The sequence below is a fragment of the Allobosea sp. CS1GBMeth4 genome, assembly GCF_900185715.1.
Lineage (GTDB): Bacteria > Pseudomonadota > Alphaproteobacteria > Rhizobiales > Beijerinckiaceae > Allobosea.
The window spans coordinates 300,986-323,432 of record NZ_FYAS01000007.1 but is presented as its reverse complement, the minus strand read 5'-3'; the positions used below and the strand labels follow the sequence as shown (position 1 = coordinate 323,432).

25 protein-coding genes are annotated in these 22,447 nt (G+C 68.9%); 10 read left to right on the top strand and 15 right to left on the bottom strand.

All coding sequences use genetic code 11. The features are described 5' to 3' along the window. From mltG to fabD, 5 genes are all read right to left on the bottom strand, one after another. On the bottom strand, positions 1-1,090 hold a 1,090-nt coding region (gene mltG, locus CS1GBM4_RS04935), incomplete at its 3' end, for an endolytic transglycosylase MltG (protein WP_186417555.1). A gap of 246 nt (positions 1,091-1,336) precedes the next feature. Continuing rightward, complete coding sequence (gene fabF / locus CS1GBM4_RS04930) at positions 1,337-2,602, bottom strand: beta-ketoacyl-ACP synthase II (protein ID WP_186417554.1); 1,266 nt, start codon at positions 2,600-2,602, stop codon at positions 1,337-1,339. 55 nt (positions 2,603-2,657) lie between these two features. Continuing rightward, positions 2,658-2,891 (bottom strand): acyl carrier protein, encoded by a 234-nt coding sequence (locus CS1GBM4_RS04925; RefSeq protein WP_043236751.1) that lies wholly within the window; start codon positions 2,889-2,891, stop codon positions 2,658-2,660. 254 nt (positions 2,892-3,145) lie between these two features. Next, the gene (fabG, locus tag CS1GBM4_RS04920) at positions 3,146-3,883 is read right to left on the bottom strand and encodes a 3-oxoacyl-[acyl-carrier-protein] reductase (protein ID WP_186417553.1); all 738 of its coding nucleotides are present in this window, start codon (positions 3,881-3,883) and stop codon (positions 3,146-3,148) included. A gap of 140 nt (positions 3,884-4,023) precedes the next feature. Continuing rightward, a complete protein-coding gene (fabD, locus tag CS1GBM4_RS04915; protein WP_186417552.1) occupies positions 4,024-4,968 on the bottom strand; it encodes an ACP S-malonyltransferase in 945 nt (314 codons plus the stop codon). A 344-nt stretch (positions 4,969-5,312) separates the two neighbouring features. On the opposite strand from fabD, the gene rpsF reads away from it, so the two are divergent. The 10 genes from rpsF (at position 5,313) to CS1GBM4_RS04865 (ending at position 15,327) form a co-directional block, all read left to right on the top strand. Then, positions 5,313-5,756 carry a 30S ribosomal protein S6 gene (rpsF, locus tag CS1GBM4_RS04910; protein WP_186417586.1) on the top strand — a complete coding sequence of 148 codons (444 nt, stop codon included), beginning with the start codon at positions 5,313-5,315 and terminating at the stop codon, positions 5,754-5,756. A 2-nt stretch (positions 5,757-5,758) separates the two neighbouring features. Then, a complete protein-coding gene (gene rpsR, locus CS1GBM4_RS04905; protein WP_038367644.1) occupies positions 5,759-6,004 on the top strand; it encodes a 30S ribosomal protein S18 in 246 nt (81 codons plus the stop codon). 179 nt (positions 6,005-6,183) lie between these two features. Beyond that, entirely contained in the window at positions 6,184-7,128 is a 945-nt protein-coding gene (locus CS1GBM4_RS04900) for a DUF2232 domain-containing protein (protein ID WP_186417551.1), read from the top strand. A 34-nt stretch (positions 7,129-7,162) separates the two neighbouring features. After that, on the top strand, positions 7,163-7,726 hold the full coding sequence (gene rplI, locus CS1GBM4_RS04895) for a 50S ribosomal protein L9 (protein ID WP_186417550.1): 564 nt from the start codon (positions 7,163-7,165) through the stop codon (positions 7,724-7,726). Between the two features lie 153 nt (positions 7,727-7,879). Then, positions 7,880-9,370: a replicative DNA helicase gene (locus tag CS1GBM4_RS04890; RefSeq protein WP_186417549.1), complete on the top strand. Its 1,491-nt coding sequence runs from the start codon at positions 7,880-7,882 to the stop codon at positions 9,368-9,370. Further along, positions 9,367-10,497 (top strand): alanine racemase, encoded by a 1,131-nt coding sequence (gene alr, locus CS1GBM4_RS04885; protein ID WP_186417548.1) that lies wholly within the window; start codon positions 9,367-9,369, stop codon positions 10,495-10,497. The genes CS1GBM4_RS04890 and alr overlap by 4 nt, the downstream gene beginning before the upstream one ends. A 183-nt stretch (positions 10,498-10,680) precedes the next feature. Continuing rightward, positions 10,681-12,075, top strand: coding sequence for a DNA repair protein RadA (gene radA / locus CS1GBM4_RS04880; RefSeq protein WP_186417547.1), 1,395 nt, complete (start codon positions 10,681-10,683; stop codon positions 12,073-12,075). Positions 12,076-12,233: 158 nt separating this feature from the next. Then, on the top strand, positions 12,234-12,953 hold the full coding sequence (locus tag CS1GBM4_RS04875) for a CvpA family protein (protein ID WP_186417546.1): 720 nt from the start codon (positions 12,234-12,236) through the stop codon (positions 12,951-12,953). A 141-nt stretch (positions 12,954-13,094) separates the two neighbouring features. Beyond that, positions 13,095-14,567, top strand: a complete 1,473-nt coding sequence (gene purF / locus CS1GBM4_RS04870) for an amidophosphoribosyltransferase (RefSeq protein ID WP_244607051.1) — start codon at positions 13,095-13,097, stop codon at positions 14,565-14,567. A 19-nt stretch (positions 14,568-14,586) separates the two neighbouring features. Further along, positions 14,587-15,327: an SDR family NAD(P)-dependent oxidoreductase gene (locus CS1GBM4_RS04865; RefSeq protein ID WP_186417544.1), complete on the top strand. Its 741-nt coding sequence runs from the start codon at positions 14,587-14,589 to the stop codon at positions 15,325-15,327. Positions 15,328-15,447: 120 nt separating this feature from the next. On the opposite strand, the gene CS1GBM4_RS04860 is transcribed toward CS1GBM4_RS04865, so the two are convergent. The 10 genes from CS1GBM4_RS04860 to mce form a co-directional block, all read right to left on the bottom strand. After that, a complete protein-coding gene (locus CS1GBM4_RS04860; protein ID WP_186417543.1) occupies positions 15,448-15,858 on the bottom strand; it encodes an NUDIX hydrolase in 411 nt (136 codons plus the stop codon). Beyond that, a complete protein-coding gene (gene der / locus CS1GBM4_RS04855; protein WP_186417585.1) occupies positions 15,858-17,249 on the bottom strand; it encodes a ribosome biogenesis GTPase Der in 1,392 nt (463 codons plus the stop codon). The genes CS1GBM4_RS04860 and der overlap by 1 nt, the downstream gene beginning before the upstream one ends. 49 nt (positions 17,250-17,298) lie before the next feature. Next, on the bottom strand, positions 17,299-17,961 hold the full coding sequence (locus CS1GBM4_RS04850) for a tetratricopeptide repeat protein (RefSeq protein ID WP_186417542.1): 663 nt from the start codon (positions 17,959-17,961) through the stop codon (positions 17,299-17,301). 138 nt (positions 17,962-18,099) lie between these two features. Beyond that, positions 18,100-19,194, bottom strand: coding sequence for a tRNA preQ1(34) S-adenosylmethionine ribosyltransferase-isomerase QueA (queA, locus tag CS1GBM4_RS04845; RefSeq protein WP_186417541.1), 1,095 nt, complete (start codon positions 19,192-19,194; stop codon positions 18,100-18,102). Positions 19,195-19,307: 113 nt separating this feature from the next. Next, positions 19,308-19,775 carry a peptidylprolyl isomerase gene (locus CS1GBM4_RS04840; RefSeq protein WP_186417540.1) on the bottom strand — a complete coding sequence of 156 codons (468 nt, stop codon included), beginning with the start codon at positions 19,773-19,775 and terminating at the stop codon, positions 19,308-19,310. Continuing rightward, a complete protein-coding gene (locus CS1GBM4_RS04835) occupies positions 19,775-20,404 on the bottom strand; it encodes a hypothetical protein (protein ID WP_186417539.1) in 630 nt (209 codons plus the stop codon). Before CS1GBM4_RS04835 ends, CS1GBM4_RS04840 begins: the two co-directional genes overlap by 1 nt. 4 nt (positions 20,405-20,408) lie before the next feature. Then, positions 20,409-20,981, bottom strand: a complete 573-nt coding sequence (locus CS1GBM4_RS04830) for a peptidylprolyl isomerase (protein ID WP_186417538.1) — start codon at positions 20,979-20,981, stop codon at positions 20,409-20,411. A 394-nt stretch (positions 20,982-21,375) separates the two neighbouring features. After that, positions 21,376-21,606 carry a DUF1467 family protein gene (locus CS1GBM4_RS04825; protein WP_186417537.1) on the bottom strand — a complete coding sequence of 77 codons (231 nt, stop codon included), beginning with the start codon at positions 21,604-21,606 and terminating at the stop codon, positions 21,376-21,378. Next, complete coding sequence (locus tag CS1GBM4_RS04820; protein WP_186417536.1) at positions 21,603-22,004, bottom strand: RidA family protein; 402 nt, start codon at positions 22,002-22,004, stop codon at positions 21,603-21,605. Before CS1GBM4_RS04820 ends, CS1GBM4_RS04825 begins: the two co-directional genes overlap by 4 nt. Positions 22,005-22,007: 3 nt before the next feature. After that, positions 22,008-22,412 carry a methylmalonyl-CoA epimerase gene (gene mce / locus CS1GBM4_RS04815; RefSeq protein ID WP_186417535.1) on the bottom strand — a complete coding sequence of 135 codons (405 nt, stop codon included), beginning with the start codon at positions 22,410-22,412 and terminating at the stop codon, positions 22,008-22,010. Between the last annotated feature and the right edge of the window lie 35 nt (positions 22,413-22,447).

Genomic DNA, 22,447 nt, shown 5'->3' with positions numbered 1-22,447 from the left:
CCGCCTCGCGGCGCGCCGATTCGACCTGGCGCCAGCGCGCGACATTGCGGTTGTGCTGCTCCAGCGTCTCGGCGAAGGCATGGCCGCCGCTGCCGTCCGCGACGAAATAGAGCTCCTTCGTCCGCGAATGGTTGACCACCGCCTCGAGCGCGGCCCGGCCCGGATTGGCGATCGGCCCGGGCGGCAGCCCGTCGATCACATAGGTGTTGTAAGGCGTCGCCTGGTTGATCTCGGGGCGCGTGATCCCGCGTCCGAGCGTGCCCTTGCCGCCGACCAGCCCGTAGACGATGGTCGGGTCGGATTGCAGCTTCATCTTGCGGTTCAGGCGGTTGATGAAGACGCCGGCGACGCGCGGCCGCTCGTCGGCGCGGCCGGTCTCCTTCTCGACGATCGAGGCGAGGATCACCAGCTCCTGCGGCGTCTTGATCGGCAGGTCGGCGGGACGCTTGGCCCAGACCTCGTTGAGGATGCGGCGCTGGTCGCGCGTCATCCGATCGACGATGGCCTGGCGCGTCGAGCCGCGCTGGAACTTGTAGGTGTCCGGCAGGATCGCGCCCTCGCGCGGTATCTGGATGATCTCGCCGGCGAGGAGACCGTTCTGCTGCAGGCGGGCGATGATCTGCTCGCTGGTCAGCCCCTCGGGAATGGTGATCGAATGCTCGACCGCCTTGCCCTCGGCGATGACGTCGAGGATCTCCTTCTGGCTGGCGCGGGCCTTGAACAGGTATTCGCCGGCCTTCAGGCTGGCCGCCTTGCCGGAGGTCCAGGCCGCGACCTTGAAGGCCCAGGGGTGCTCGATCAGGCCCTCGCGTTGCAGCAGCTCGGCGATTTCCGTCACCCCGCTCTCCTTCGGGATGATCAGCACGCGATCGTTGGCGAGCGGCCCCGGCGCCTTGCTGCGGCTGTCGAGATAGGCGATGCCGCCGCCGAGCGCGCCGGCCAGCACGAGGGCGGCGGTGAACAAGCCGCTGAGCAGGGCAATGAAGGGCGAGCGCCTGCGCCTGCGCAGCTTCGGCGGCGGGGCCGGCGGCGCGACAGGCTTCAGGGCTTCGTTCGGGCTCCTCGGCGCGACGCGAGGCGGCTGGCTCATGATGCTTTCGCCTGATTTCCTGACATCACGACCGGCGGTACCGGCGTCGATCCGATCTGCTCACGACATCGTCGGCGTTCCTGCGCGACGGCGGCGACAGGCTAACGCGGTTTCCCTCCTGCTGGAAACAGCCGGACGAGACGAATTCGCGCGAGATCAACAAGCTGGGCATAGTCCCCCTGCAAAAGTGAGGTTCACTTTCGCGCACTATGCCTAGCGAAAATTGTGGCGAAAGCGCGCTTCTCCTCAGTCGGCGAAGCGGCGCATCACCAGAGAGGCGTTGGTCCCGCCGAAACCGAAGGAATTCGACAGGGCGATGTCGACCTTCCGCTGCTTGGCCTTGTGCGGCACGAGGTCGAGCTCGGTCTCGACCGACGGGTTGTCGAGATTGATCGTCGGCGGCACCATCTGGTCGCGGATCGCCAGCACCGAGAAGATCGCCTCGATCGCGCCGGCGGCGCCGAGCAGATGGCCGGTCGCCGATTTGGTCGAGGACATGGCCGGCCGGCTCGGCGCGTTGGCGAGCAGGCGCTCGACGGCGCGCAGCTCGATCTCGTCGCCGACCTGGGTCGATGTCCCGTGCGCGTTGATGTAGTCGACATCGGAGGCGCGCAGGCCGGCGCGCTTCAACGCGGCCTGCATGCAGCGATAGGCGCCGTCACCATCCTCGGATGGTGAGGTGATGTGATAGGCGTCGCCCGACATGCCGTAGCCGACGATCTCGGCGTAGATGCGTGCCCCCCGCGCCCTGGCGTGGTCGAGCTCCTCGAGCACGACGACGCCGGCGCCCTCGCCCATGACGAAGCCGTCGCGGTCCTTGTCATAGGGCCGGGAGGCCTTCTCCGGGGCATGGTTGAAGCCGGTCGACAAGGCGCGGCAGGCACAGAAGCCGGCGATGCCGATGCGGTTGATCGCCGATTCGGTGCCGCCGGCGAGCATGACCTCGGCATCGCCGAGGGCGACCATGCGGGCCGCGTCGCCGATCGCGTGCGCGCCGGTCGAGCAGGCGGTGACGACGGCGTGGTTCGGCCCCTTCAGGCCGTGCTCGATCGACACGTAGCCGGCGGCGAGGTTGCTGAGACGGCCGGGAATGAAGAAGGGCGAGAGCCGGCGCGGGCCGCGCTCCTTGAGCAGCAGCGAGGCGTCATAAATGCCGCCCAGCCCGCCGATGCCGGAACCGATCGCGACGCCGGTCGCGATCTGATCTTCGTAGCGCTCCGGCTTCCAGCCGGAATCGCGCAGCGCCTGCGTCGCCGCGGCCATGGCGAAGACGATGAAGTCGTCGACCTTGCGCTGCTCCTTCGGCTCCATCCAATCATCGGGATTGAAGGTGCCGTTCGAGCCGTCGCCGCGCGGGATGTTACAGGCGATCTGCGCCGGCAGGTCGGACACGTCGAAAGTGGTGATCGGGCCGGCCCCGCTCTCGCCGGCCAGGATGCGCGACCAGCTCGGTTCGACCCCACAGCCGAGCGGGGTCACCATGCCCAGTCCGGTGACGACGACACGTCGCATCGGTCTTCCTCGCTTCAGCCTCGGCGCGCCGAAGCGCGCCAGGGCCAATGCCTTGTCAGGCCGACTTCGACAGGAACTTGACCGCGTCGCCGACGGTCACGATCGTCTCGGCGGCGTCGTCCGGAATCTCGACGCCGAACTCCTCCTCGAACGCCATCACCAGTTCGACGGTGTCGAGGCTGTCCGCACCGAGGTCCTCGATGAAATTGGCGCCCTCGACCACCTTCTCCGGCTCAACGCCGAGATGCTCGATCACGATCTTCTTCACGCGCTCGGCGACATCGCTCATGGGTCTTTCCCTCAAACCTTGAAAACACACCGCTGAAAGCGACGCGTGGGTGAAACTGATTTCCGGCCCGGATCTTTCGCCTGGCGGCGGACCACGCCGGAGTTCATGGCTGCACAAACGCAACAACCGGGCCGGCGTCAAGTCCCCCGGATGCCGGTCGGCGCTCGGCAGGCTGGGTCATTAACACACTCATAATGGGCTGGCGAGAGCGCAGCTGACACCGTCAACCACGTGAAGGCGCCGGCCCAACCGCCTCAGATCATTGCCATTCCGCCGTTGACATGGAGCGTCTGCCCCGTGATGTAACCGGCTTCGTCGCTGGCGAGATAGGCAACGGCGGCGGCGACGTCCGCTCCCTGCCCGAGACGGCCCATCGGCACATCGGCCAGGATGCCCTCGCGCTGCTTCTCGTTCAGCACATCGGTCATCGGCGACTCGATGAAACCGGGCGCGACGACATTGACGGTGATGTTGCGGCTCGCCACCTCCGCAGCCAGCGACTTCGACATGCCGATCAGCCCCGCCTTGGAGGCGGCGTAGTTGCCCTGCCCCGGATTGCCGCTCGTGCCGACGACGGAGCCGATCGAGACGATGCGACCATGGCGGCGGCGCATCATGGTCTTCACGGCCGCGCGCGAGAGCCGGAAGGCCGCGGTGAGGTTGACCGCCAGGACGAGGTCCCAGTCCTCGTCCTTGAGACGCATGAAGAGATTGTCGCGGGTGACGCCGGCATTGTTGACGAGGATGTCGAGCCCGCCGAGCTTCGCCTCGGCCGCCGGCACCAGCGCCTCGACCGAATCGCGGTCCGACAGGTCGCATGGCGTGACCTCGACCCGCTCGCCCAGCTCCTTCGCCAGCGCCTCCAGCGCCTCGACGCGGGTGCCGGAGAGGGCCACGGTCGCGCCCTGGGCATGGAGCCGGCGCGCGATGGCGCCGCCAAGGCCGCCGGTGGCGCCGGTGACCAGCGCCTTCCTTCCCGTCAGATCGAGCATGATGCCTCCCTTGTCCGGCTGGCGCGCGGTCCATTCGACCGGGTGGGGGCGAATGAAGCCGGCACGCGCAAAATCAAAAGGCCGGGCACGTCGCCTGTCGCGCTAGCGACCCGCTCTCGCGGGACATGCCCTGCCGCCGCTCAGCCCTTCTGGGCCTTGTAGGCCGCGATGTCGTCGGGAGAGCCGATCGACGTCGCAGCGGTTCCCGCCGCAATCCGCTTGACCAGGCCGGCGAGCACCTTGCCCGAGCCGATCTCGAAGAAGCGGCCGACGCCCGCCGCGGCCATGGCCTCGACGCATTCGCGCCAGCGCACCGTACCGGTGACCTGCGCCACGAGCGAGGCCCGGATCGCGGCCGGATCGCTGAGCGGGGCCACTCCGACATTGGCCATGACGGGCACGACAGGCGCCTGCATCGCGACGTCCGCGAGCGCGGCCTGCATCGCCTCGGCCGCAGGCTGCATCAGGGCGCAATGGAACGGCGCGGATACCGGCAGCAGCATGGCGCGGCGCACCCCGCGCTCGCCGGCGAGCGCGATCGCCCGTTCCACCGCCGCCTTCGCGCCGGAGAGGACGACCTGCCCGCCGCCATTGTCGTTCGCCGCCTCGCAGACCTGGCCCTGGGCGGCATCGGCGGCGATCGCGCGGGCCTGATCGAGCTCGACGCCGAGCAGCGCCGCCATCGCGCCCTCGCCGGCCGGCACCGCCTTCTGCATGGCATCGCCCCGGATGCGCAGCAGCCGGGCGGCATCGCTGATCGAGAAGGTGCCCGCAGCCGCCAGCGCCGAATATTCGCCCAGCGAGTGCCCGGCGACGAAGGCCGCGTCGTCCTTGAGCGAGAGACCGGCCTCTGCCTCCAGCACGCGGATCGCGGCAAGGCTCACCGCCATCAGCGCCGGCTGGGTATTGGCCGTCAGGGTCAACTCCTCGGCCGGGCCGTCCCACATCAGCGTGGAGAGCTTCTGCGAGAGCGCGGCATCGACCTCGTCGAAGACGGCGCGCGCCGCCGGAAAGGCCTCGGCGAGCGCCTTGCCCATGCCGACGGTCTGCGAACCCTGCCCTGGAAAGATGAAAGCCGTCGCCATGGCGCAATGGTCCCGAGAACGATGCTTGGTCAACAAGTCCGGGCGCAGTCGCACCGTGCAGCCGGCCAAGTCAAGGCGGCGCGGCCGTGAAAATCGACTTGCGCCGGCCTTTTCCGACGATTTCGGCTTGCGCGGCGCACCATCACGCTGTAACGACCGCCTCGGTTTGTTCGGCCGGAGGCTGAACGGACGGCGAATCCATTCCCGCGAGGGAGAGGCTTCGCAGGCTCTCCCTGGAGGGCCGCCGTCCAGTGTCTCCGCCTTCGATGAAATCCTGTCGGGCCTTTTCCAGGGCTCGGAGGGCTCCGCGCCGAGCGAAACCGGTGAACGAAGAAAGGCCGATCATGGCATTGTACGAGCACGTTCTGCTCGCGCGGCAAGATGTCAGCGCGCAGCAGGTCGAGGCCCTTGTCGATCAGTTCAAGGGCATCATCGAGGCGAATGGCGGTTCCGTCCCAAAGGTCGAGTACTGGGGCGTGAAGTCGCTGGGCTACCGCATCAAGAAGAACCGCAAGGCGCATTACTCGCTGCTGAACATCGACGCTCCCGCGGCCGCCGTGGCCGAGATGGAGCGCCAGATGCGCATCAACGAGGATGTGCTGCGCTTCATGACCATCCGCGTCGAGGAGCTCGAGGAAGGTCAGTCGGTCATGCTGCAGAAGCGCGACCGCGACGAGCGCAGCGACCGCTTCGACCGTGGTCCGGGCGGCGACCGCTTCGACCGCGGGCCGCGTCGCGAGCGCCCGCGTCGTGAAGACGACGCTACCGAAGCCGCCGTGGAGGCCTGAGCATGTCGACTGCATCCGCCGGCGCCCGTCGCCCCTTCTTCCGCCGCCGCAAGTCCTGCCCGTTCTCGGGCGAGGGCGCGCCGAAGATCGACTACAAGGATGTGCGCCTGCTCTCGCGCTACATCTCCGAGCGCGGCAAGATCGTGCCGTCGCGCATCACGGCCGTCTCGGCCAAGAAGCAGCGCGAGCTCGCCCAGGCGATCAAGCGCGCCCGCTTCCTCGGCCTGCTGCCCTACGTCATCCGCTGAGCGGATGAGGATATTCCGGCGGCCTCCGGCCGCCGGAACTTCGATCTGAAGTCAGCCTACGGCGTCGGCTCTTTCAAGCGCGATGCTGCGAGTCGCCAGGCGGTGAAACCCCGTCTGGTATGTTGAGGCCCCAAGCCTCTCACCCTGCCCTTTTCGAGCAGCGGGACAGCAGGACGGATATGCTCCCCATCGTCGGCATCGGCGCCGGGCTGGTCTCAGCCCTTCTGTTCACAGTGGTGATCACCGGATCGCCGCTGGCGCTGCTGTTGTCCTATGTCGCCCCGCTGCCGGTCTTCATCGCGGCGCTCGGCTGGAACCACCGGGCCGGGCTGGTCGCGGTCGCGGCGGGCACGCTCGCCGTCGCGGTCGTGCTCAAGCTGGCGCTCGGGCTCGCCTTCGCGATCGGCGCGGCCCTGCCGGCCTGGTGGATCGCCTATCTCGCCCTGCTCGCCCGCGACGACGGGCAGGGCGGCAGCGAATGGTATCCGCTCGGTCGCCTGCTGGTCTGGATCGCCGCGGTCGCGACGCTGGTGACGGTCGGCGGCGGGCTCGCCATCTCGACCGATTTCGAAACCTATCGGGCCGTGATGACGCGCGGGCTCCAGTTCGTGCTCACCAGCCGCGAAGGCGTCGGCCCTATGGTGCATCTCCCTGCGGGCGTCGACGCCGGCGAACTCGCCGCCCGCCTCGCGGCGCTGGTCCCGGTCGCGGCCGGAGCCTCCTTCGTGCCGATGATCGTCGCCAATCTCTGGCTGGCGGGCAAGGCGGTGCAGGTCTCCGGCCGCCTGCCACGGCCCTGGCCCTTCATCCCCGCGACGCGCCTGCCGGCCAAGGCGGTCGCCGGTCTCCTCGGCGGCGTCCTGCTGAGCTTCGCCGGCGGCTTCGTCGGCCTCGCCGGCGCCGCCCTGAGCGGGGCGCTGATCGCGGCCTTCGGCCTCGCCGGGCTCGCCGCGGTCCACGATCTCAGCCGCGGCAAGCCCTGGCGGCCGCCGACGCTGTTCGCCGTCTATCTCGCGCTGGTGATCATGCTGATCACAGTCTTCCCGTTCCTCGCGCTGCTCGGCATCGCCGACGCGCTGATCGATCTTCGCCGGCCCAGGCCGCCGGCGTCGCCTGCTGCCTGACCTACGCCCATCCAGACCTCAAAGGAGAAGACCCATGGAAGTGATCCTGCTCGAACGCGTCGCCAAGCTCGGCCAGATGGGCGAGACCGTGCGCGTGCGCGACGGCTATGCCCGCAATTTCCTGCTCGCCCGCGGCAAGGCCCTGCGCGCGACCGAGGAGAACAAGAAGCGCTTCGAGACCCAGCGCGCCCAGCTGGAGGCCCGCAATCTCGAGCTCAAGCGCGAGGCCGATTCGGTCGCCGAGAGCCTCGACGGACAGTCGGTGGTGATCCTGCGCCAGTCTGGCGAGTCCGGCGTGCTCTACGGCTCGGTCTCCACCCGCGACATCGCCGAGGCGCTGAGTGCCGAGGGCTTCTCGGTCGACCGCAACCAGGTCACGCTCAACACCCCGATCAAGACGCTCGGCCTGCACTCCGTCCCGGTCGTGCTGCACCCGGAAGTCTCGGTCTCGATCACCGTCAACGTCGCCCGCTCCGCCGAGGAAGCCGAGCGCCAGGCCGCCGGCGAGAACGTCACGGCCCGCGAAGAGCTCGATCTCGACGATCTCGGCCTCGAGGTCGGTGCGGCGCTGGCCGAGGCCGGCGACGACGAGCGCTGAGCGCTTCCAGCGGCTCGCAGGAGTCAACGGGCGCCGTGGCAACACGGCGCCCTTTTTTCATGTTCTGTGGACAGCGGGGCCGACTCGGTGCTATTGGATATGTTCTTATTTTGTTCGGGTTCATGACTCGCCGGCATTGACCTATCCAGAGCCATGTCCAGCGCCACCGCCCTCGTCGCCCGCCTCGAGACCAATCGCGAGGCGAACTTCCGCGTCCAGCCGCACAATATCGAGGCGGAGCAGGCACTCTTGGGCGCCATCCTGGTCAACAACGACGCCTTCTACCGGGTCTCGGACTTCCTTTTGCCCGAGCACTTCTTCGAGGAGCTGCACCGGCGGATCTTCGAGTTGATGAGCAGCATGATCCGGGCCGGCAAGATCGCGACGCCGATCACGCTCAAGACCTTCATCGGCGAGATCGACCTCGGCGGCATCACCGCGCCGCAATATCTCGCCCGGCTCGCGGCCGAGGCGACGACCGTCATCAACGCCGCCGATTACGGGCGGACGATCTACGACCTCGCGATTCGGCGCCAGCTGATCGGCGTCGGCGAGGAACTGGTCAACGTCGCCTATGACGCGCCGGTCGAGATGGCGCCGCGCGAGCAGATCGAGGATGCCGAGCGCAAGCTCTACGCGCTCGCCGAGAAGGGCCGCTACGAGGGTGGCTTCCAGAAATTCGACGGAGCGCTCCGGCTCGCCATCGACATGGCGGCGAGCGCCTTCCAGCGCGCCGGCGGCCTCTCCGGCATCTCGTCGGGGCTGCGCGATCTCGACCAGCGCATGGGCGGCCTGCAGCGCTCGGATCTGATCGTGCTCGCCGGCCGCCCCGCCATGGGCAAGACCTCGCTCGCCACCAACATCGCCTTCAACATGGCCAAGGCCTGGCGCGGCGAACGCCAGGAGGACGGCTCGATCAAGACGGTCGACGGCGCCATCGTCGGCTTCTTCTCCCTCGAAATGTCGGCCGACCAGCTCGCCACCCGTATCGTCGCCGAGCAATCGGGCATCTCCTCCTACAAGATCAGGCAGGGCCGCATCACCGAGGCCGATTTCGCCAGGCTGACCGACGTCGCGGCGCAGATCGAGAAATTGCCGCTTTATATCGACCAGACCGGCGGCATCTCGATCGCCCAGCTCGTCGCCCGTGCCCGCCGGCTGCAGCGCCAGAAGGGGCTCGACGTCCTGTTCATCGACTACCTCCAGCTTCTCTCCGGCTCGTCCAAGAAGGGCGAGAACCGCGTGCAGGAGCTGACCGAGATCACCACCAGCCTGAAGGCGCTGGCCAAGGAGCTCAACGTTCCGATCATCGCGCTCTCGCAGCTGTCGCGCCAGGTCGAGAGCCGCGACGACAAGCGCCCGCAGCTCTCGGACCTGCGTGAATCCGGTTCGATCGAGCAGGACGCCGACGTGGTGATGTTCGTCTATCGCGAAGAATATTATCTCAAGGGCAAGGAGCCCCGGCCGGGCACCGAGGAGCACAACAAGTGGGTGATGGAGATGGAGGCCGCCCATGGGCTGGCCGAGCTCATCATCGGCAAGCAGCGCCATGGCCCGACCGGAACCGTCAACCTGCAGTTCGACGCGGAGGTGACCCGCTTCTCCGACCGCGCCGACGAAACCCATCTGCCGGATCGCCTGTGACCAGCTTCGACACACCCGAGAATGCGGGCCACGGCGCCCTGCTGACCATCGACCTCGACGCTCTCGTGGCCAACTGGCGCATGCTCAGGCAGCGCGCCGGTACGGAAGCGTCGGCGGTGGTCAAGGCGAATGCCTACGGCATCGGCATCGAGCCGGCCGTGACGGCCCTGGCGAAGGCCGGCTGCAAGACCTTCTTCGTCGCACATCTCTCGGAAGCCGTGCGCGCCCGCGCCGTCGCGCCCGAAGCGGCGATCTACGTGCTCAACGGCCTGTTCCCCGAGAGCTGCGCGGCGTTTGCCGAGCACGAGCTCTCACCGGTGCTGGGCTCGCATGCCGAGCTGCTCGAATGGGCCGGATTCCGGCAGAGCGGCGCCAGGGTCCGCCCGGCGGCGCTGCACGTCGACACGGCGATGAACCGGCTCGGGCTCTGGCCGGGCGAAGGCCTCGACCTGGCGCGCGAGAAGAGCGGGGTGATCGCTGCGGCCGGCATCGGACTGGTGATGAGCCATTTCGCCGCCTCGGAGGTGGCCGACGATCCCGCCAATGCCAGGCAGGTCGCGGCCTTCGCCGAGATCGCCGCGGCGTTCCCCGGCGTGCCGGCCTCGCTGCTGAACTCCTCCGGGCATTTCCTGCCCGGCTGCCCGTCCTACCAGCTCACCCGGCCGGGCTATGCGCTCTATGGCGGCAACCCGACGCCCGGAAAGCCCAATCCGATGCGGCCCGTGGTCGGGCTCGAGGCCCGGGTCATCCAGCTGCGCGAGGTCGAAGCGGGGACACAGGTCGGCTACAACGGCACCTGGACGGCGAAGAGCCGGCGCAGGCTCGCCACCATCTGCCTCGGCTATGCCGACGGCTACCCGCGCAATGCGAGCTGGACCGACCGCTCTCCGGGCGGCTCGGCGCTGGTCGGCGGCGTGCGCTGCCCCTTCGTCGGCACGGTCTCGATGGACCTGATCATCGTCGACGTCTCGGACGCGCCGGCCGATGCCGCCATGCGCGGCGCGCCGGTGACGCTGATCGGCGGCGAGCTCGACCTGGAAGCGGTCGGCGCCGGCGCCAGGACGATCGGCTACGAGATCCTGACCAGCCTCGGCCGCCGCCATGTGCGGCGCTATCTCGGGCTGTAGCGCCTTGTTTGAATTCCCCGCCGTCATTCCGGGGCGCGGCAAAGCCGCGAGCCCGGACCCCATGGACACGGGTTTCGGAAACAAGGCTCGGCCCGTTCCGGCCTTTCCAGCCGGCCCTGCGTTCATGGGTTCCGGGCACTTCGCTACGCGAAGCCCCGGAGAGACGCGGAGGTTCGTCGGGTAATGGCCAAGCGCGGCCCGACCTATGTCTGCCAGGCTTGCGGCGCGGTCTATCATCGCTGGCAGGGCAAGTGCGATTCCTGCGGCACCTGGTCGTCGCTCTCGGAGGAGGCGCAGGCCGCGCCGGTTCCCGGCGGTGGCCGGGCGCCGTCCGGTGGGCGGGCGCGCGGCCGCATCTTCGCGCTGGAGAGCCTGAAGGGCGAAACCCAGGACGCGCCACGCATCGTCTCGGGGATCGGCGAGCTCGACCGCGTCACCGGCGGCGGCTTCGTGCCGGGCTCGGTCATCCTGATCGGCGGCGATCCCGGCATCGGCAAGTCGACGCTGCTGATGCAGGCCTGCGCCGCCATGGCGATGGGCGGCCGGCGCGTCGTCTATGTCTCCGGCGAGGAATCGACCAGCCAGGTCCGCCTGCGCGCCCAGCGCATGGGGCTCGCCGAAGCGCCTGTCGACCTCGCCGCCGAGACCAATATCGAAGACATCATCGCCACCCTTGGGCAGGGCCAGCGCCCTGCCCTCGTGGTGATCGACTCGATCCAGACCATGTGGTCCTCCGAGGTCGAGAGCGCGCCGGGCACGGTGACGCAGGTGCGCGGCTCCGCCCAGGCGCTGATCCGCTACGCCAAGACCTCGGGCGCCTGCCTGATCCTGGTCGGGCACGTCACCAAGGACGGCCAGATCGCCGGGCCGCGCGTGGTCGAGCACATGGTCGACGCGGTGCTCTCCTTCGAGGGCGAAGGCACGCACGCCTTCCGCATCCTGCGCGGCCAGAAGAACCGCTTCGGCGCGACCGACGAGATCGGCGTGTTCGAGATGACCGGCTCCGGCCTGTCCGAGGTCGGCAACCCCTCCGCCCTCTTCCTGGCCGGACGCGACCAGGATGCGCCGGGCGCCGCCGTGCTCGCCGGCATCGAGGGCACACGGCCGGTGCTGGTCGAGATCCAGGCGCTGGTGGCGCCGAGCGCGCTCGGCACGCCGCGGCGCGCCGTGGTCGGCTGGGAAAACAGCCGCCTCGCCATGGTTCTGGCGGTGCTGGAGACGCATGGCGGCCTGAAGCTCGGCCAGCACGACGTCTATCTCAACGTCGCCGGTGGGCTGCGCGTCGGGGAGCCGGCGGCGGATCTCGCCGTCGCCGCCGCGCTCGTCTCCTCGCTGACCGGCGCGATCCTGCCCTCGGGCGCGGTCTATTTCGGCGAGATCGCGTTGTCGGGCGCGATCCGACCGGTCTCGGTCTCCGCCGCGCGGCTGCGCGAGGCCGCCAAGCTCGGTTTCGAGAGCGCCGTCCTGCCGTCGGCGGGAGCCGATATCGGCGACGGCAACGGCCTGAGGCTGCGGCGGCTCGGCCATGTCGGCGAGCTCGTGGCCGAGATCGCCGCGACGGCCCCGAGGAAGCGCTGAAGGCCGAGATGGCGGCTGCGGATCGCTCCGCACGATCGCAGCGCAAAATGAGCCGACTGCATGGGTGACGCGCGGCACGCGAGCAGCTATAGCAAAATCCGCCCGGCCCACCCATTTGTCGCGTGCCGGCCCCGATTTTGCAGCGAAGCGGCCCTGACATGCCTGTGACCATTCTCGATCTCGTCGTCATCGGCGTGGTGTTGATCTCGGCTTTGCTGGCGGCCGTGCGCGGGCTGACGCGCGAAGTGCTGGCGATCGCCTCCTGGGCGGCCGCCGCCGTCGTCGCCTGGATCTTCCATCCGCAGCTCCTGCCGCTGGCGCAGCAGCACATCCCGAACAAGACCGTGGCGCTGGTCGCGGTGATCGCGGTGCTGTTCCTCGGCACGCTGATCATCGTCTCGCTGATCACGGCGCGGATCTCGGATTTCGTGCTCGATTCGCGCATCGGCGCACTCGACCGCACCCTCGGCTTCGTCTTCGGCGCCGCGCGCGGCCTGCTCCTGGCAGTCGTCGGCTACCTGTTCTTCATGACGCTGATGGGCGACAAGAACCTGCCGACATGGGCAAAGGACGCCCGCGCCAAGCCGCTGCTCGAGGAGACCGGGCGCAGCCTGCTGACCATGCTGCCGCAGGATCTGAATTCCGACTTCTTCAAGAAGCTGATTCCGTCGAAGGGCGGCACCGAACCCACGGAGGCGCCGTCCGAGGAGCCGCGCAGCCCCGGCGCCACCCCGCCGGCCGGCGGCACCGCCCCGGCCGACCCGCAGCGCCGCACCCAGGCGCCCGCCCCCGACCGGCAGGCGCTGCAGCGCGTGATCGATTCGAGCGCCCCGGCCACCACCGGTGCGACGACGGCCCCGGCGCAACGCCGGCCCTGATTGGAGCCGGGGCATGTCCAGCAAGAACGGATCCCGGTCTTGCGATGAGGACATGCTCCAACACGCAATTTGGCGCGACGCCTCGTCGTCCGGCCGCCCCGGCCCAACGAACGACGCACCGAAGCCGCGATGGAGCCAGCGATGAGCCAGACCCACGATGCCGACGCCGTGTTCGACCCGAACGCCGACCGGCTGCGCGAGGAATGCGGCGTCTTCGGCATCTTCGGCCATGACGACGCCGCGGCGCTGACCGCGCTCGGCCTGCACGCGCTGCAGCATCGCGGCCAGGAGGCGACCGGCATCGTCTCTTTCGACGGCCAGCGCTTCCATTCCGAGCGCCGCCTCGGCCTGGTCGGCGACGCCTTCTCCGATGCGGGCGTGATCGAGAAGCTCCAGGGCAAGCAGGCGATCGGCCATGTCCGCTACTCGACCACCGGCGAGACCATCCTGCGCAATGTCCAGCCGCTGTTCTCCGAACTGCACGGCGGCGGCTTCGCGGTGGCGCATAACGGCAACCTGACCAATGGGCTGACGCTGCGGCGCAACCTCGTCCGCGACGGCGCGATCTACCAGTCCACCTCCGACACCGAGGTGCTGCTGCACCTGGTCGCGCGCAGCCGCAAGAGCCAGTTCATCGAGCGCTTCATCGACGCGCTGCGCCAGATCGAGGGCGCCTACGCCTTCGTCGGCATCACCAACAAGAAGCTGGTCGGCGCGCGCGATCCGCTCGGCATCCGGCCGCTGGTGCTCGGCGACCTCAATGGCTGCCCGATCCTGACTTCCGAGACCTGCGCGCTCGACATCATCGGCGCCAAGTTCGTCCGCGAGATCGAGAACGGCGAGGTCGTCGTCATCTCCGAGCAGGGCATCGAGAGCCACAAGCCGTTCCCGCCGGTGCCGGAGCGGCCCTGCATCTTCGAGTACATCTATTTCGCCCGGCCGGATTCGATCGTGAAGGGCCGCAGCATCTACGAGCGGCGCAAGGCGATGGGCGCGCAGCTCGCGGCCGAGTCGCCGGCCGACGCCGACGTGATCGTGCCCGTGCCGGATTCCGGCGTGCCGGCCGCGCTCGGCTTCGCCCAGGCGAGCGGCATCCCGTTCGAGCTCGGCATCATCCGCAACCATTATGTCGGCAGAACCTTCATCGAGCCGACGCAGAAGGTGCGCGAGCTCGGCGTCCGCCTGAAGCATTCGGCCAATCGCAGCGTCGTCGAGGGCAAGCGCATCGTCCTGGTCGACGACTCGATCGTGCGCGGCACGACCTCGCTGAAGATCGTCAAGATGATGCGCGAGGCCGGCGCGCGCGAGGTGCATTTCCGCATCTCCTCGCCGCCGATCACCCACCCCGATTATTACGGCATCGACACGCCGGACCAGCAGAAGCTGCTGGCCGCGACGCATTCGCTCGAGGAGATGCGCCAGTTCGTCGGCGCCGATTCCCTCGCCTTCATCTCGGTCGACGGGCTCTACAAGGCGATGGGGCACGAACGGCGCGATTCCGCCCGGCCGCAGTTCACCGATCATTGCTTCACCGGCGACTATCCGACCTCGCTGACCGACGTGGTCGGCGAGAGCGCCAAGCAGCAGATGTCGCTGCTGGCCGAAGCCGGCTGAGCGTTTCGACGGGATTTCGATGACCAAGCCTCTGGAAGGGCGCATCGCGCTCGTCACCGGCGCTTCGCGCGGCATTGGCCGTGCCGCGGCGCTCGCCTTCGCCGACGCCGGCGCCCATGTGGTCGCGCTCGCGCGCACCAGCGGCGCGCTGGAGGAGCTCGACGACGAGGTCCGGGCGCGCGGCGGCAGCGCGACGCTGGTACCGGTCGATCTCGCCGATGCCGAAGCGATCGAGCGGCTGGGGCCGGCCCTGCTGGAGCGCTGGGGCCGGCTCGACATTCTGCTCGCCAATGCCGGCATCCTCGGCCCGCTGGCGCCGCTGACCCATGTCAGCCCGAAGGAATGGGCCCAGGTCTTCGACATCAATGTCAGCGCCAACTGGCGGCTGCTGAAGTCGGTCGAACAGGCGCTCAAGGCCTCCGATGCCGGAAGGGCGATCTTCCTCTCCTCCGGGGCGGCGCATAAATGCCTCGCCTATTGGGGCCCGTATTCGGTCTCCAAGGCGGCGCTCGAGGCGATGGCGCGCAGCTACGCCAACGAGACGCAGTCGACCAATCTGCGGGTCATGCTGGTCAATCCGGGGCCGCTGCGGACGCGCATGCGGGCCGAGGCGATGCCGGGCGAGGACCCGGCGACCCTGAGGACGCCGGAGGAGCTGGCGCCGCATCTGGTGGCGATCGCCTCGCCGGACTGGACTGAGACCGGCAAGATCTTCGACTTCCCGCAGGGCAAGGTGCTGGCGCCGCAGATGCCGGCGTAGCGGAAGCCGTCAGTCTCGGCGAAGCGAAGCGCAGAGCCGAGAATCCCAGGACCGGAAGGCGCGGATTGGAGCCTCATACGGGCAGAGATGCTCGGGGCGAGCCCGAGCATGACGCGCCCCTCACGGGGGCGCAGCATAGTCCCGCACCACGGCGATCAGATCCGGCACGGTGAGGTTCGGCAGGGCGGCCATCTCGTCGAGCGAGAACCAGGCGATCCGGACGTGCTCGTCGGAGAGATTCTCCGGCTCGCCGCCGTCCCAGTCCGGGACGACATAGATGTGGTGCAGCGCCGCGCCGTTGCGCTCGGGGAAGCGCTCCTGCGCCGACAGCATCAACCGGTAGGCCAGCGGCGTCAGGCCGACCTCCTCGCGGCATTCGCGGATGAGCGCGGCATCCAGCGCCTCGCCCATCTCGACCCGGCCGCCGATCGCGTCCCAATGGTCGGCCCAGGCGCGCTTCCAGGAGGCGCGCAGGCCGAGCAGCACCCGCCCGTCGGCGCGCAGGAAGAGCGCGCTGACGGTCTCGAGCATCAGCTCTTGTCCTTGTCGTAGGGGTTGCGGCCGCCGCGCGTATGCAGGCGGATCGGCGTGCCCGGCAATTCGAACGCCTCGCGGAGATTGTTGCCGAGATAGCGCAGATAGGACACCGGCAGGTGCTCGAGCTGGTTGCCGAACAGGGCGAAGGTCGGCGGCCGCGCCTTGGGCTGCGTCATGTAGCGGATCTTGATCCGGCGGCCCGCCACGGCCGGCGGCGGATGGGCCGAGAGCACGCCTTCGAGCCAGCGGTTGATCTTCGCCGTCGAGACGCGGCGATTCCAGACCTCATAGGCCCTGAACACCGCCTGCATCAGCCGGTCGATGCCCTCGCCGGCGAGGCCCGAGAGCGGCACGATCTCGACACCGCGGACCTGCGCCAGCAGGTGGTGAGCCTTCTCCTTGAGCTCGGCGAGCAGACCCTGCTTGTCGGCGACGAGATCCCATTTGTTCAGGCCGATGACCACGGCGCGGCCCTCGCGCTCGGTCAGGTCGACCAGGGTCAGATCCTGCTTCTCGAAGGGGATGGTCGAATCGAGCAGGACGACGACGACCTCGGCGAAGCGGATGGCGCGCAGCGAATCCGCCACAGCCAGCTTCTCGAGCTTCTCGTCGATGCGCGCGCGTTTCCTCATGCCGGCGGTGTCGAACAGCTTGACCGGCCGGCCGCGCCATTCCCATTCGACCGAGATGGTGTCGCGCGTGATACCGGCCTCGGGGCCAGTCAGCAGGCGCTCCTCGCCGATCATCCGGTTGACCAGCGTCGATTTGCCGGCGTTCGGGCGGCCGATGATGGTGACGCGCAGCGGCCGGCTGGGGTCGGCCTCCTCCTCGGAAGAGGCCTCGGCGGGGGCATCCTCCCAAGCCTCCTCCTCGTCCTCCTCCGGCTCGTCGGCGACATAGGGCGCGAGCGCCTCGAGCAGGTCGGCCGTGCCCTCGCCGTGCTCGGCCGAGAACGGCACGGGATCGCCGAGGCCGAGCGAATAGGCCTCGAAGGCGCCGTCGCGGCCCTTGTTCCCCTCGGCCTTGTTGGCGAGCAGGATGACGGGCTTGCCGGAGCGGCGGACCAGCTCGGCGAAACTGTGGTCCATCGGCGTCAAGCCGAGGCGGGCGTCGATCATGAACAGCACGACGTCGGCCTGCTCGATCGCCGTCTCGGTCTGCGCCCGCATGCGCGCCGCCAGCGAATCCCTGTCGGCCTCCTCGAGCCCGGCGGTGTCGATCACGGTGAAGCGCAGGTGGCCGAGGCTGGCCTCGCCCTCACGCCGGTCGCGGGTCACGCCCGGCTGGTCGTCGACGAGCGCGAGCTTCTTGCCGACGAGGCGGTTGAACAGGGTCGACTTGCCGACATTGGGTCGGCCGACGATGGCGATGGTTGCAGTCATGATCCGTCCAGTCCTGCCGGGCGCAGCCGCCGGCAGCAACCGGCACCCGGATTCAGTTCTTGATCGTCACCGGCCCGCCGCGGACCAGCGTCAGATAGAGCTCGACGCGCTGGCGCAGCACCTGCGGCGTCTGCGGATCGGCGACGATGGCGTCGAACCAGCGTCCCGCATCCTCGAAGAGATTATGCTTCAGCGCGGAAATGCCGAGGAATTCGCGCGCTGAATGACGCCAGAGCCCGGTCGGCGTCGCCAGCGGCTCCAGTTCCTTGCGCAGCTCGGCATAAGGCACGAGGTCGACGCGCAGCAGCCCGGACCGCAGCCGGGCGAGGTCGCGATAATACGGATCGAGCGAAGCGTCGCCGGCGAGCGCGTCGAAGGCCGTCGCGCCGGCAGCCGCATCGCGCTTGCCGACCTCGGCCGCGAGCCGGAAGCGCGACAGCTGGCGATAGCCCGCCGGTGCGTTGGCTGCGAGCTCGGTCAGCGTCGCCTCGGCCGCGCTGGCATCGCCGTCGCGCGAGGCGCGCAGCGCCGCCTCGAACTTCGCGCCGACGGCCTCGGCCTTCTTGCGCTCCTGCTGCTGCCAGACCTGCCAGCCGGCGACGCCGGCGACGACCAGCACGGCGATGGCGATGAAGACATTGCCATACTTCTTCCAGACGGCGGCCGCCTTGTCGCGGCGAACCTCCTCATCGATCTCGCGGAAAATATCGGACATGACGCCTCGGACTGCTCTTCGCCAGCCGGGTAGCACCTTTGCCGGCGGAATGCGAGCCGGAACGCACTCGCCAGGGGCGCAGTCACATGCTTGCGGCCAGCCGGCTCGCATGCAGGCGAGTTGCCCGGGCTCTGACGCTCAGGCCGGAGCGTCCGCCCGGAACAGCAGGCTGGCGTCGCCATAGGAGTAGAAGCGATAGCCCCCGGCGATGGCGTGGGCATAGGCGCGCTTCATCAGGTCGAGCCCGCTGAAGGCGCTGACCAGCATGAACAGCGTCGAGCGCGGCAGGTGGAAATTGGTCATCAGCAGGTCGACGACGCGGAAGCGATAGCCCGGCGTGATGAAGATCGCGGTGTCGCCGCTGAACGGCCTGACGATGCCGTCCTCTCCGGTCGCGCTTTCGACGAGGCGCAGCGAGGTCGTGCCGACCGCGACGATGCGGCCGCCGGCCGCGTGCACGGCGTTCAGCGCGTCGGCCGTCGCGGCGCCGACAGTGCCCCATTCGGCATGCATGCGATGCTCGTCGGTATCGTCGGCCTTCACCGGCAGGAAGGTGCCGGCGCCGACATGCAGCGTGACGAAATGGCTGGAGACGCCGCGCGCCTTCAGCGCCGCGAACAGCTCCGGCGTGAAGTGCAGACCCGCGGTCGGCGCGGCGACGGCGCCTTCCTCGCGCGCATAGGTCGTCTGGTAGTCGCGCGCATCGGCCTGGTCGGTCGCGCGCTTTCCGGCGATATAGGGCGGGAGCGGCAATTCGCCGAGCCGCGCGATCGCCTCGTCGAGATAGGGGCCGGTCAGCGAGAAGCGCAGGCCGACGTCGCCGCCCTCCCCCTTGTCCTCGACCTCGGCCCGGAGCCGCGCGAGCTCGCAGGCATTGCCGGCGCCGTCGCTGTCGAAGACGAGCGTCTCGCCGACATTGAGTTTCTTGGCCGGACGGGCGAAGGCGCGCCAGCGGTCGTCCGCCTCGCGCTTGTGCAGCATGATCTCGATGCGGGCCGAAGCCTCGCCGCGATGGCGGCGTCCCCAGAGGCGGGACGGGATGACGCGGGTGTCGTTGAGCACCAAGGCATCGCCGGGCCGGAGGAGATCGACCAGATCACGGACGCCGCGATCCTCGAACGGCTCGGCCGTGCCGGGGCGCACGACGAGCAGCCTCGCCGCGTCGCGCGGGCTCACCGGCCGCAGCGCGATGCGGTCCTCGGGCAGGTCGAAATCGAAAAGGCCGACATCCATGGAGCGTTCCCGTCATTGCGAGCGCAGCGAAGCATCCAGGCGTCGCAGAGCTCTGCCACTCCCGGATTGCTTCGCCGCTACGCTCCGCGCAATGACGAAGGCGCGGGCACGCCTCAGGCGTCCGCCATCACCTTCATCGAGACGATGGAGTCGGGATCGCGCACCGGCTCGCCGCGCTTGATCCTGTCGACGTTCTCCATGCCTTCCACGACCTGGCCCCAGACCGTGTACTGCTTGTCGAGGAAGCGGGCATCGTCGAAGACGATGAAGAACTGGCTGTTGGCCGAATTCGGGTTCTGGGCGCGGGCCATCGAGCAGATGCCGCGGACATGCGGCTCGGCGTTGAACTCCTGGGCGAGGTCCGGGTAGCTCGAGCCGCCGGTGCCGGTGCCGTGCGGGCAGCCGACCTGCGCCATGAAGCCGTCGATGACGCGGTGAAAGACGATGCCGTCATAGAAGCCCTCGCGGGCGAGCAGCTTGATGCGCTCGACATGCTTCGGGGCGAGGTCCGGCCGCAGCTTGATCACCACACGGCCCTTGGTGGTCTCCATGACGAGGGTGTTCTCGGGGTCGAGCGACATCAGACTGATCTTTCGTTGGTCGGCACGCGGCCGAAGAAGCGGATGGTGATCGGGCGGCCTGCGATACTCCCTCCGAGCCCCGGCGACAACCTCATCGGCGTGCAATCGCGCACGGCGCGCATCAGCGAGTCGGTGAAGCGCTCGCGCAGACCGGGCGGGGCGCGCCGCATCTCCCAGGTCACGCGCGGCTGGCCGAACAAGGTGCCGTCGCGGCGCAGGCTGAAGCGGACGGTGGCGCTCGCGCTCGCTCCCGCCTCGAGCGCGGGCGGGTGCCAGCAGCGCCGCAGCGCCGGCCCGATCTGGTCGAGCCGGTCCATGGTCTCCTCGCCGAGGCCGATCGTCTCGGGAGTGACGGTGCCGTTGACGCCGCGGTCGACACCGGGCGTCGGCGACGGCACGACCGGGCGGCGCGTGCCCTCGCCGAAGGGGCCGCCGATGCCCGGCATGTAGCGCTGGCCCGATTGCGGCGGCAGCACCGGGTTCTGCGAGCCCGAAGGCGGCGGCAGGACGGGGTTCTGCGAGCCGGACGGGGGCGGCAGCCCGAGATCGCGCGTCTCCTGCGCCGGCGCCGTGCCGCCGGCGCAGGCCAGCAGCAGGACAGCGAGCGCAGGCACGCGCGAGCGGCGCATGGGCTTACTTGGCGTCCGCGAGCAGGCGCATGCGGATGATCTTGTCGGGATTGCTGACAGAGCCGTTGTTGGCGCTGCTGCCCTTCTTGATCTTGCGCACCACGTCCATGCCGGAGACGACCTCGCCGAACAGGGTGTACTGGCCGGTCAGCGAACCGCAGCCCTCATAGCAGATGAAGAATTGCGAGTTGGCCGAGTTCGGGCTCTGCGAGCGCGCCATGCCGACCGAACCGACCTTGTACGGCGTCGGCGTGAACTCGGCCGGGATGTTGGGCAGGTCGGAGCCGCCGGTGCCGTCGCCCCGCGGATCGCCGGTCTGAGCCATGAAGCCGTCGATGACGCGGTGGAAGACGATGCCGTCGTAGAAGCCGCGCTTAGTCAGCGCCTTGATCTGCTCGACATGCTTGGGGGCGAGATCGGGCCGCAGGCGGATGGTGACCCGGCCGTCCTTGGTCTCGAGCACCACGGTGTTCTGCGGATCGAGATTGGCCGGCGCTGGCGCCTGGGCATGGGCCTGGGACTGGGCCAGGCCGAAAGAGGCGGAAAGCGCGAGGGCGGCGAGCGTGGTGCGAAGCATCGGAAACCTCTCCTGACCGCCGGAACGGCCCGGCGCGTCTGAGAGGCAGCGAGTAGCGGCATCCTATGACTGGAACAAGGCGCGCAGCGGTATGCGGCGAACAATGTTGCAGCGCACAAGAGCAAACTCGCATAATTTTGCAAAAAGTTCGGGCGCGGCCTGCCTAAACGGGTGACAACACTGTTGCGATCCGCTACTCAATTCGGCGCTGGGCTCGCCCGACCGTTTTCCGGGCGCCGCGGACCAGGTCTTGGGAGGAACAAACAGCCGTCCGGTATATGAGTGCGCACGAACAACGGCGCGCCGATACTGCGGTAAAAAACAGACTTTCAAAGGCAGGGCGAAAGCCTTGCCTTTTGTTTTTGCCTATACGCTGGGTTGCAGCGGAGGGCGTTCAGATCTCGAGCTGCGTCCAGGCAAACCAGACGATGCCGAAGACGATCCCGGCCAGGATCGTGGTCGCGATCGCCTTCTTGACCAGACCAGGCAGAACCGGCGCTCCGGGCTCGGTACCCTTCTCGACCTCGCCGCTCTCGGCCTGGCTGCGGACGCCGAAGGGCAGCACGGCGAACAGCACGGTCCACCAGATCACGAAATAGACCGCGAGGCCGCCGCCGATCGTCATGATGCACGGTCCTCGCCGGCCAGGGCGATGCAGGAGAACGCGACCTTCGCCTCCGTCGGCACGCCGAAACGCGCCGTGTGCCTCGCCGGCAGGCCCAGCGGAAAATGCTTCACATATTCGGCATTGCAGGCGGCGTAGTCGGCCGGGTCGCTGATCAGCATCGTCACCTGCACGACCCGGTCGAGGCTGCTGCCGGCGTCAGCCAGGATGCCGGCGACATGCGTCAGCGCCTGCCGCACCTGCTCGGCCGGTGTCCCGCCCCGTACGATCCCTTTGGCCGGATCATGCGGCGCAGACTGGCCGGAGACGAAGACGAGGCCGCCTGCCCGGGTGGCGAGGCTGAAGGGGCGCGGCGAGCCGGCCTCCGGTTCGCCGAAGAACGCGATCTCGGACGTCATGGCTCAGGCCTGCTCCAGCTCGACGAGGGTGCCGCAGAAGTCCTTGGGATGCAGGAAGAGCACCGGCTTGCCATGCGCGCCGATGCGCGGCTCGCCCGAACCGAGCACACGCGCGCCCTGCGCCTTCAGCCGGTCGCGGGCGGCGAGGATGTCGTCGACCTCGTAGCAGATATGGTGGATGCCGCCGTCGGCATTCCGCTCCAGGAACTTGCCGATCGGCGAATCCGCCCCGAGCGGCTCCAGCAGCTCGACCTTGGTGTTCGGCAGTTCGACGAAGACCACGGTGACGCCGTGCTCCGGCTGCGGCAGCGGCTGCGAGACGCGGGCGCCGAGCGTGTCGCGATAGAGAGCCGTCGAAGCCGCGAGATCCTTCACGGCGATGGCGACATGGTTGAGGCGTCCGATCATTCGAGAGCTCCGTTCAGGCTCGGCGGGCGACTGGC

Coding starts and splice junctions, on each gene's coding strand:
- radA (WP_186417547.1), top strand. CDS start 10,681: ATGGCCAAGCGCGGCCCGACCTATGTCTGCCAGGCTTGCGGCGCGGTC.
- mce (WP_186417535.1), bottom strand. CDS start 22,412: ATGATCGGACGCCTCAACCATGTCGCCATCGCCGTGAAGGATCTCGCG.
- CS1GBM4_RS04865 (WP_186417544.1), top strand. CDS start 14,587: ATGACCAAGCCTCTGGAAGGGCGCATCGCGCTCGTCACCGGCGCTTCG.
- fabF (WP_186417554.1), bottom strand. CDS start 2,602: ATGCGACGTGTCGTCGTCACCGGACTGGGCATGGTGACCCCGCTCGGC.
- CS1GBM4_RS04875 (WP_186417546.1), top strand. CDS start 12,234: ATGCCTGTGACCATTCTCGATCTCGTCGTCATCGGCGTGGTGTTGATC.
- purF (WP_244607051.1), top strand. CDS start 13,095: ATGAGCCAGACCCACGATGCCGACGCCGTGTTCGACCCGAACGCCGAC.
- CS1GBM4_RS04840 (WP_186417540.1), bottom strand. CDS start 19,775: ATGTCGCTCGACCCCGAGAACACCCTCGTCATGGAGACCACCAAGGGC.
- fabG (WP_186417553.1), bottom strand. CDS start 3,883: ATGCTCGATCTGACGGGAAGGAAGGCGCTGGTCACCGGCGCCACCGGC.
- rplI (WP_186417550.1), top strand. CDS start 7,163: ATGGAAGTGATCCTGCTCGAACGCGTCGCCAAGCTCGGCCAGATGGGC.
- CS1GBM4_RS04900 (WP_186417551.1), top strand. CDS start 6,184: ATGCTCCCCATCGTCGGCATCGGCGCCGGGCTGGTCTCAGCCCTTCTG.
- CS1GBM4_RS04825 (WP_186417537.1), bottom strand. CDS start 21,606: ATGACGATCGGCGGCGGCCTCGCGGTCTATTTCGTGATCTGGTGGACC.
- queA (WP_186417541.1), bottom strand. CDS start 19,194: ATGGATGTCGGCCTTTTCGATTTCGACCTGCCCGAGGACCGCATCGCG.
- CS1GBM4_RS04860 (WP_186417543.1), bottom strand. CDS start 15,858: ATGCTCGAGACCGTCAGCGCGCTCTTCCTGCGCGCCGACGGGCGGGTG.
- CS1GBM4_RS04835 (WP_186417539.1), bottom strand. CDS start 20,404: ATGCGCCGCTCGCGCGTGCCTGCGCTCGCTGTCCTGCTGCTGGCCTGC.
- CS1GBM4_RS04830 (WP_186417538.1), bottom strand. CDS start 20,981: ATGCTTCGCACCACGCTCGCCGCCCTCGCGCTTTCCGCCTCTTTCGGC.
- CS1GBM4_RS04850 (WP_186417542.1), bottom strand. CDS start 17,961: ATGTCCGATATTTTCCGCGAGATCGATGAGGAGGTTCGCCGCGACAAG.
- CS1GBM4_RS04890 (WP_186417549.1), top strand. CDS start 7,880: ATGTCCAGCGCCACCGCCCTCGTCGCCCGCCTCGAGACCAATCGCGAG.
- CS1GBM4_RS04925 (WP_043236751.1), bottom strand. CDS start 2,891: ATGAGCGATGTCGCCGAGCGCGTGAAGAAGATCGTGATCGAGCATCTC.
- fabD (WP_186417552.1), bottom strand. CDS start 4,968: ATGGCGACGGCTTTCATCTTTCCAGGGCAGGGTTCGCAGACCGTCGGC.
- CS1GBM4_RS04820 (WP_186417536.1), bottom strand. CDS start 22,004: ATGACGTCCGAGATCGCGTTCTTCGGCGAACCGGAGGCCGGCTCGCCG.
- rpsF (WP_186417586.1), top strand. CDS start 5,313: ATGGCATTGTACGAGCACGTTCTGCTCGCGCGGCAAGATGTCAGCGCG.
- rpsR (WP_038367644.1), top strand. CDS start 5,759: ATGTCGACTGCATCCGCCGGCGCCCGTCGCCCCTTCTTCCGCCGCCGC.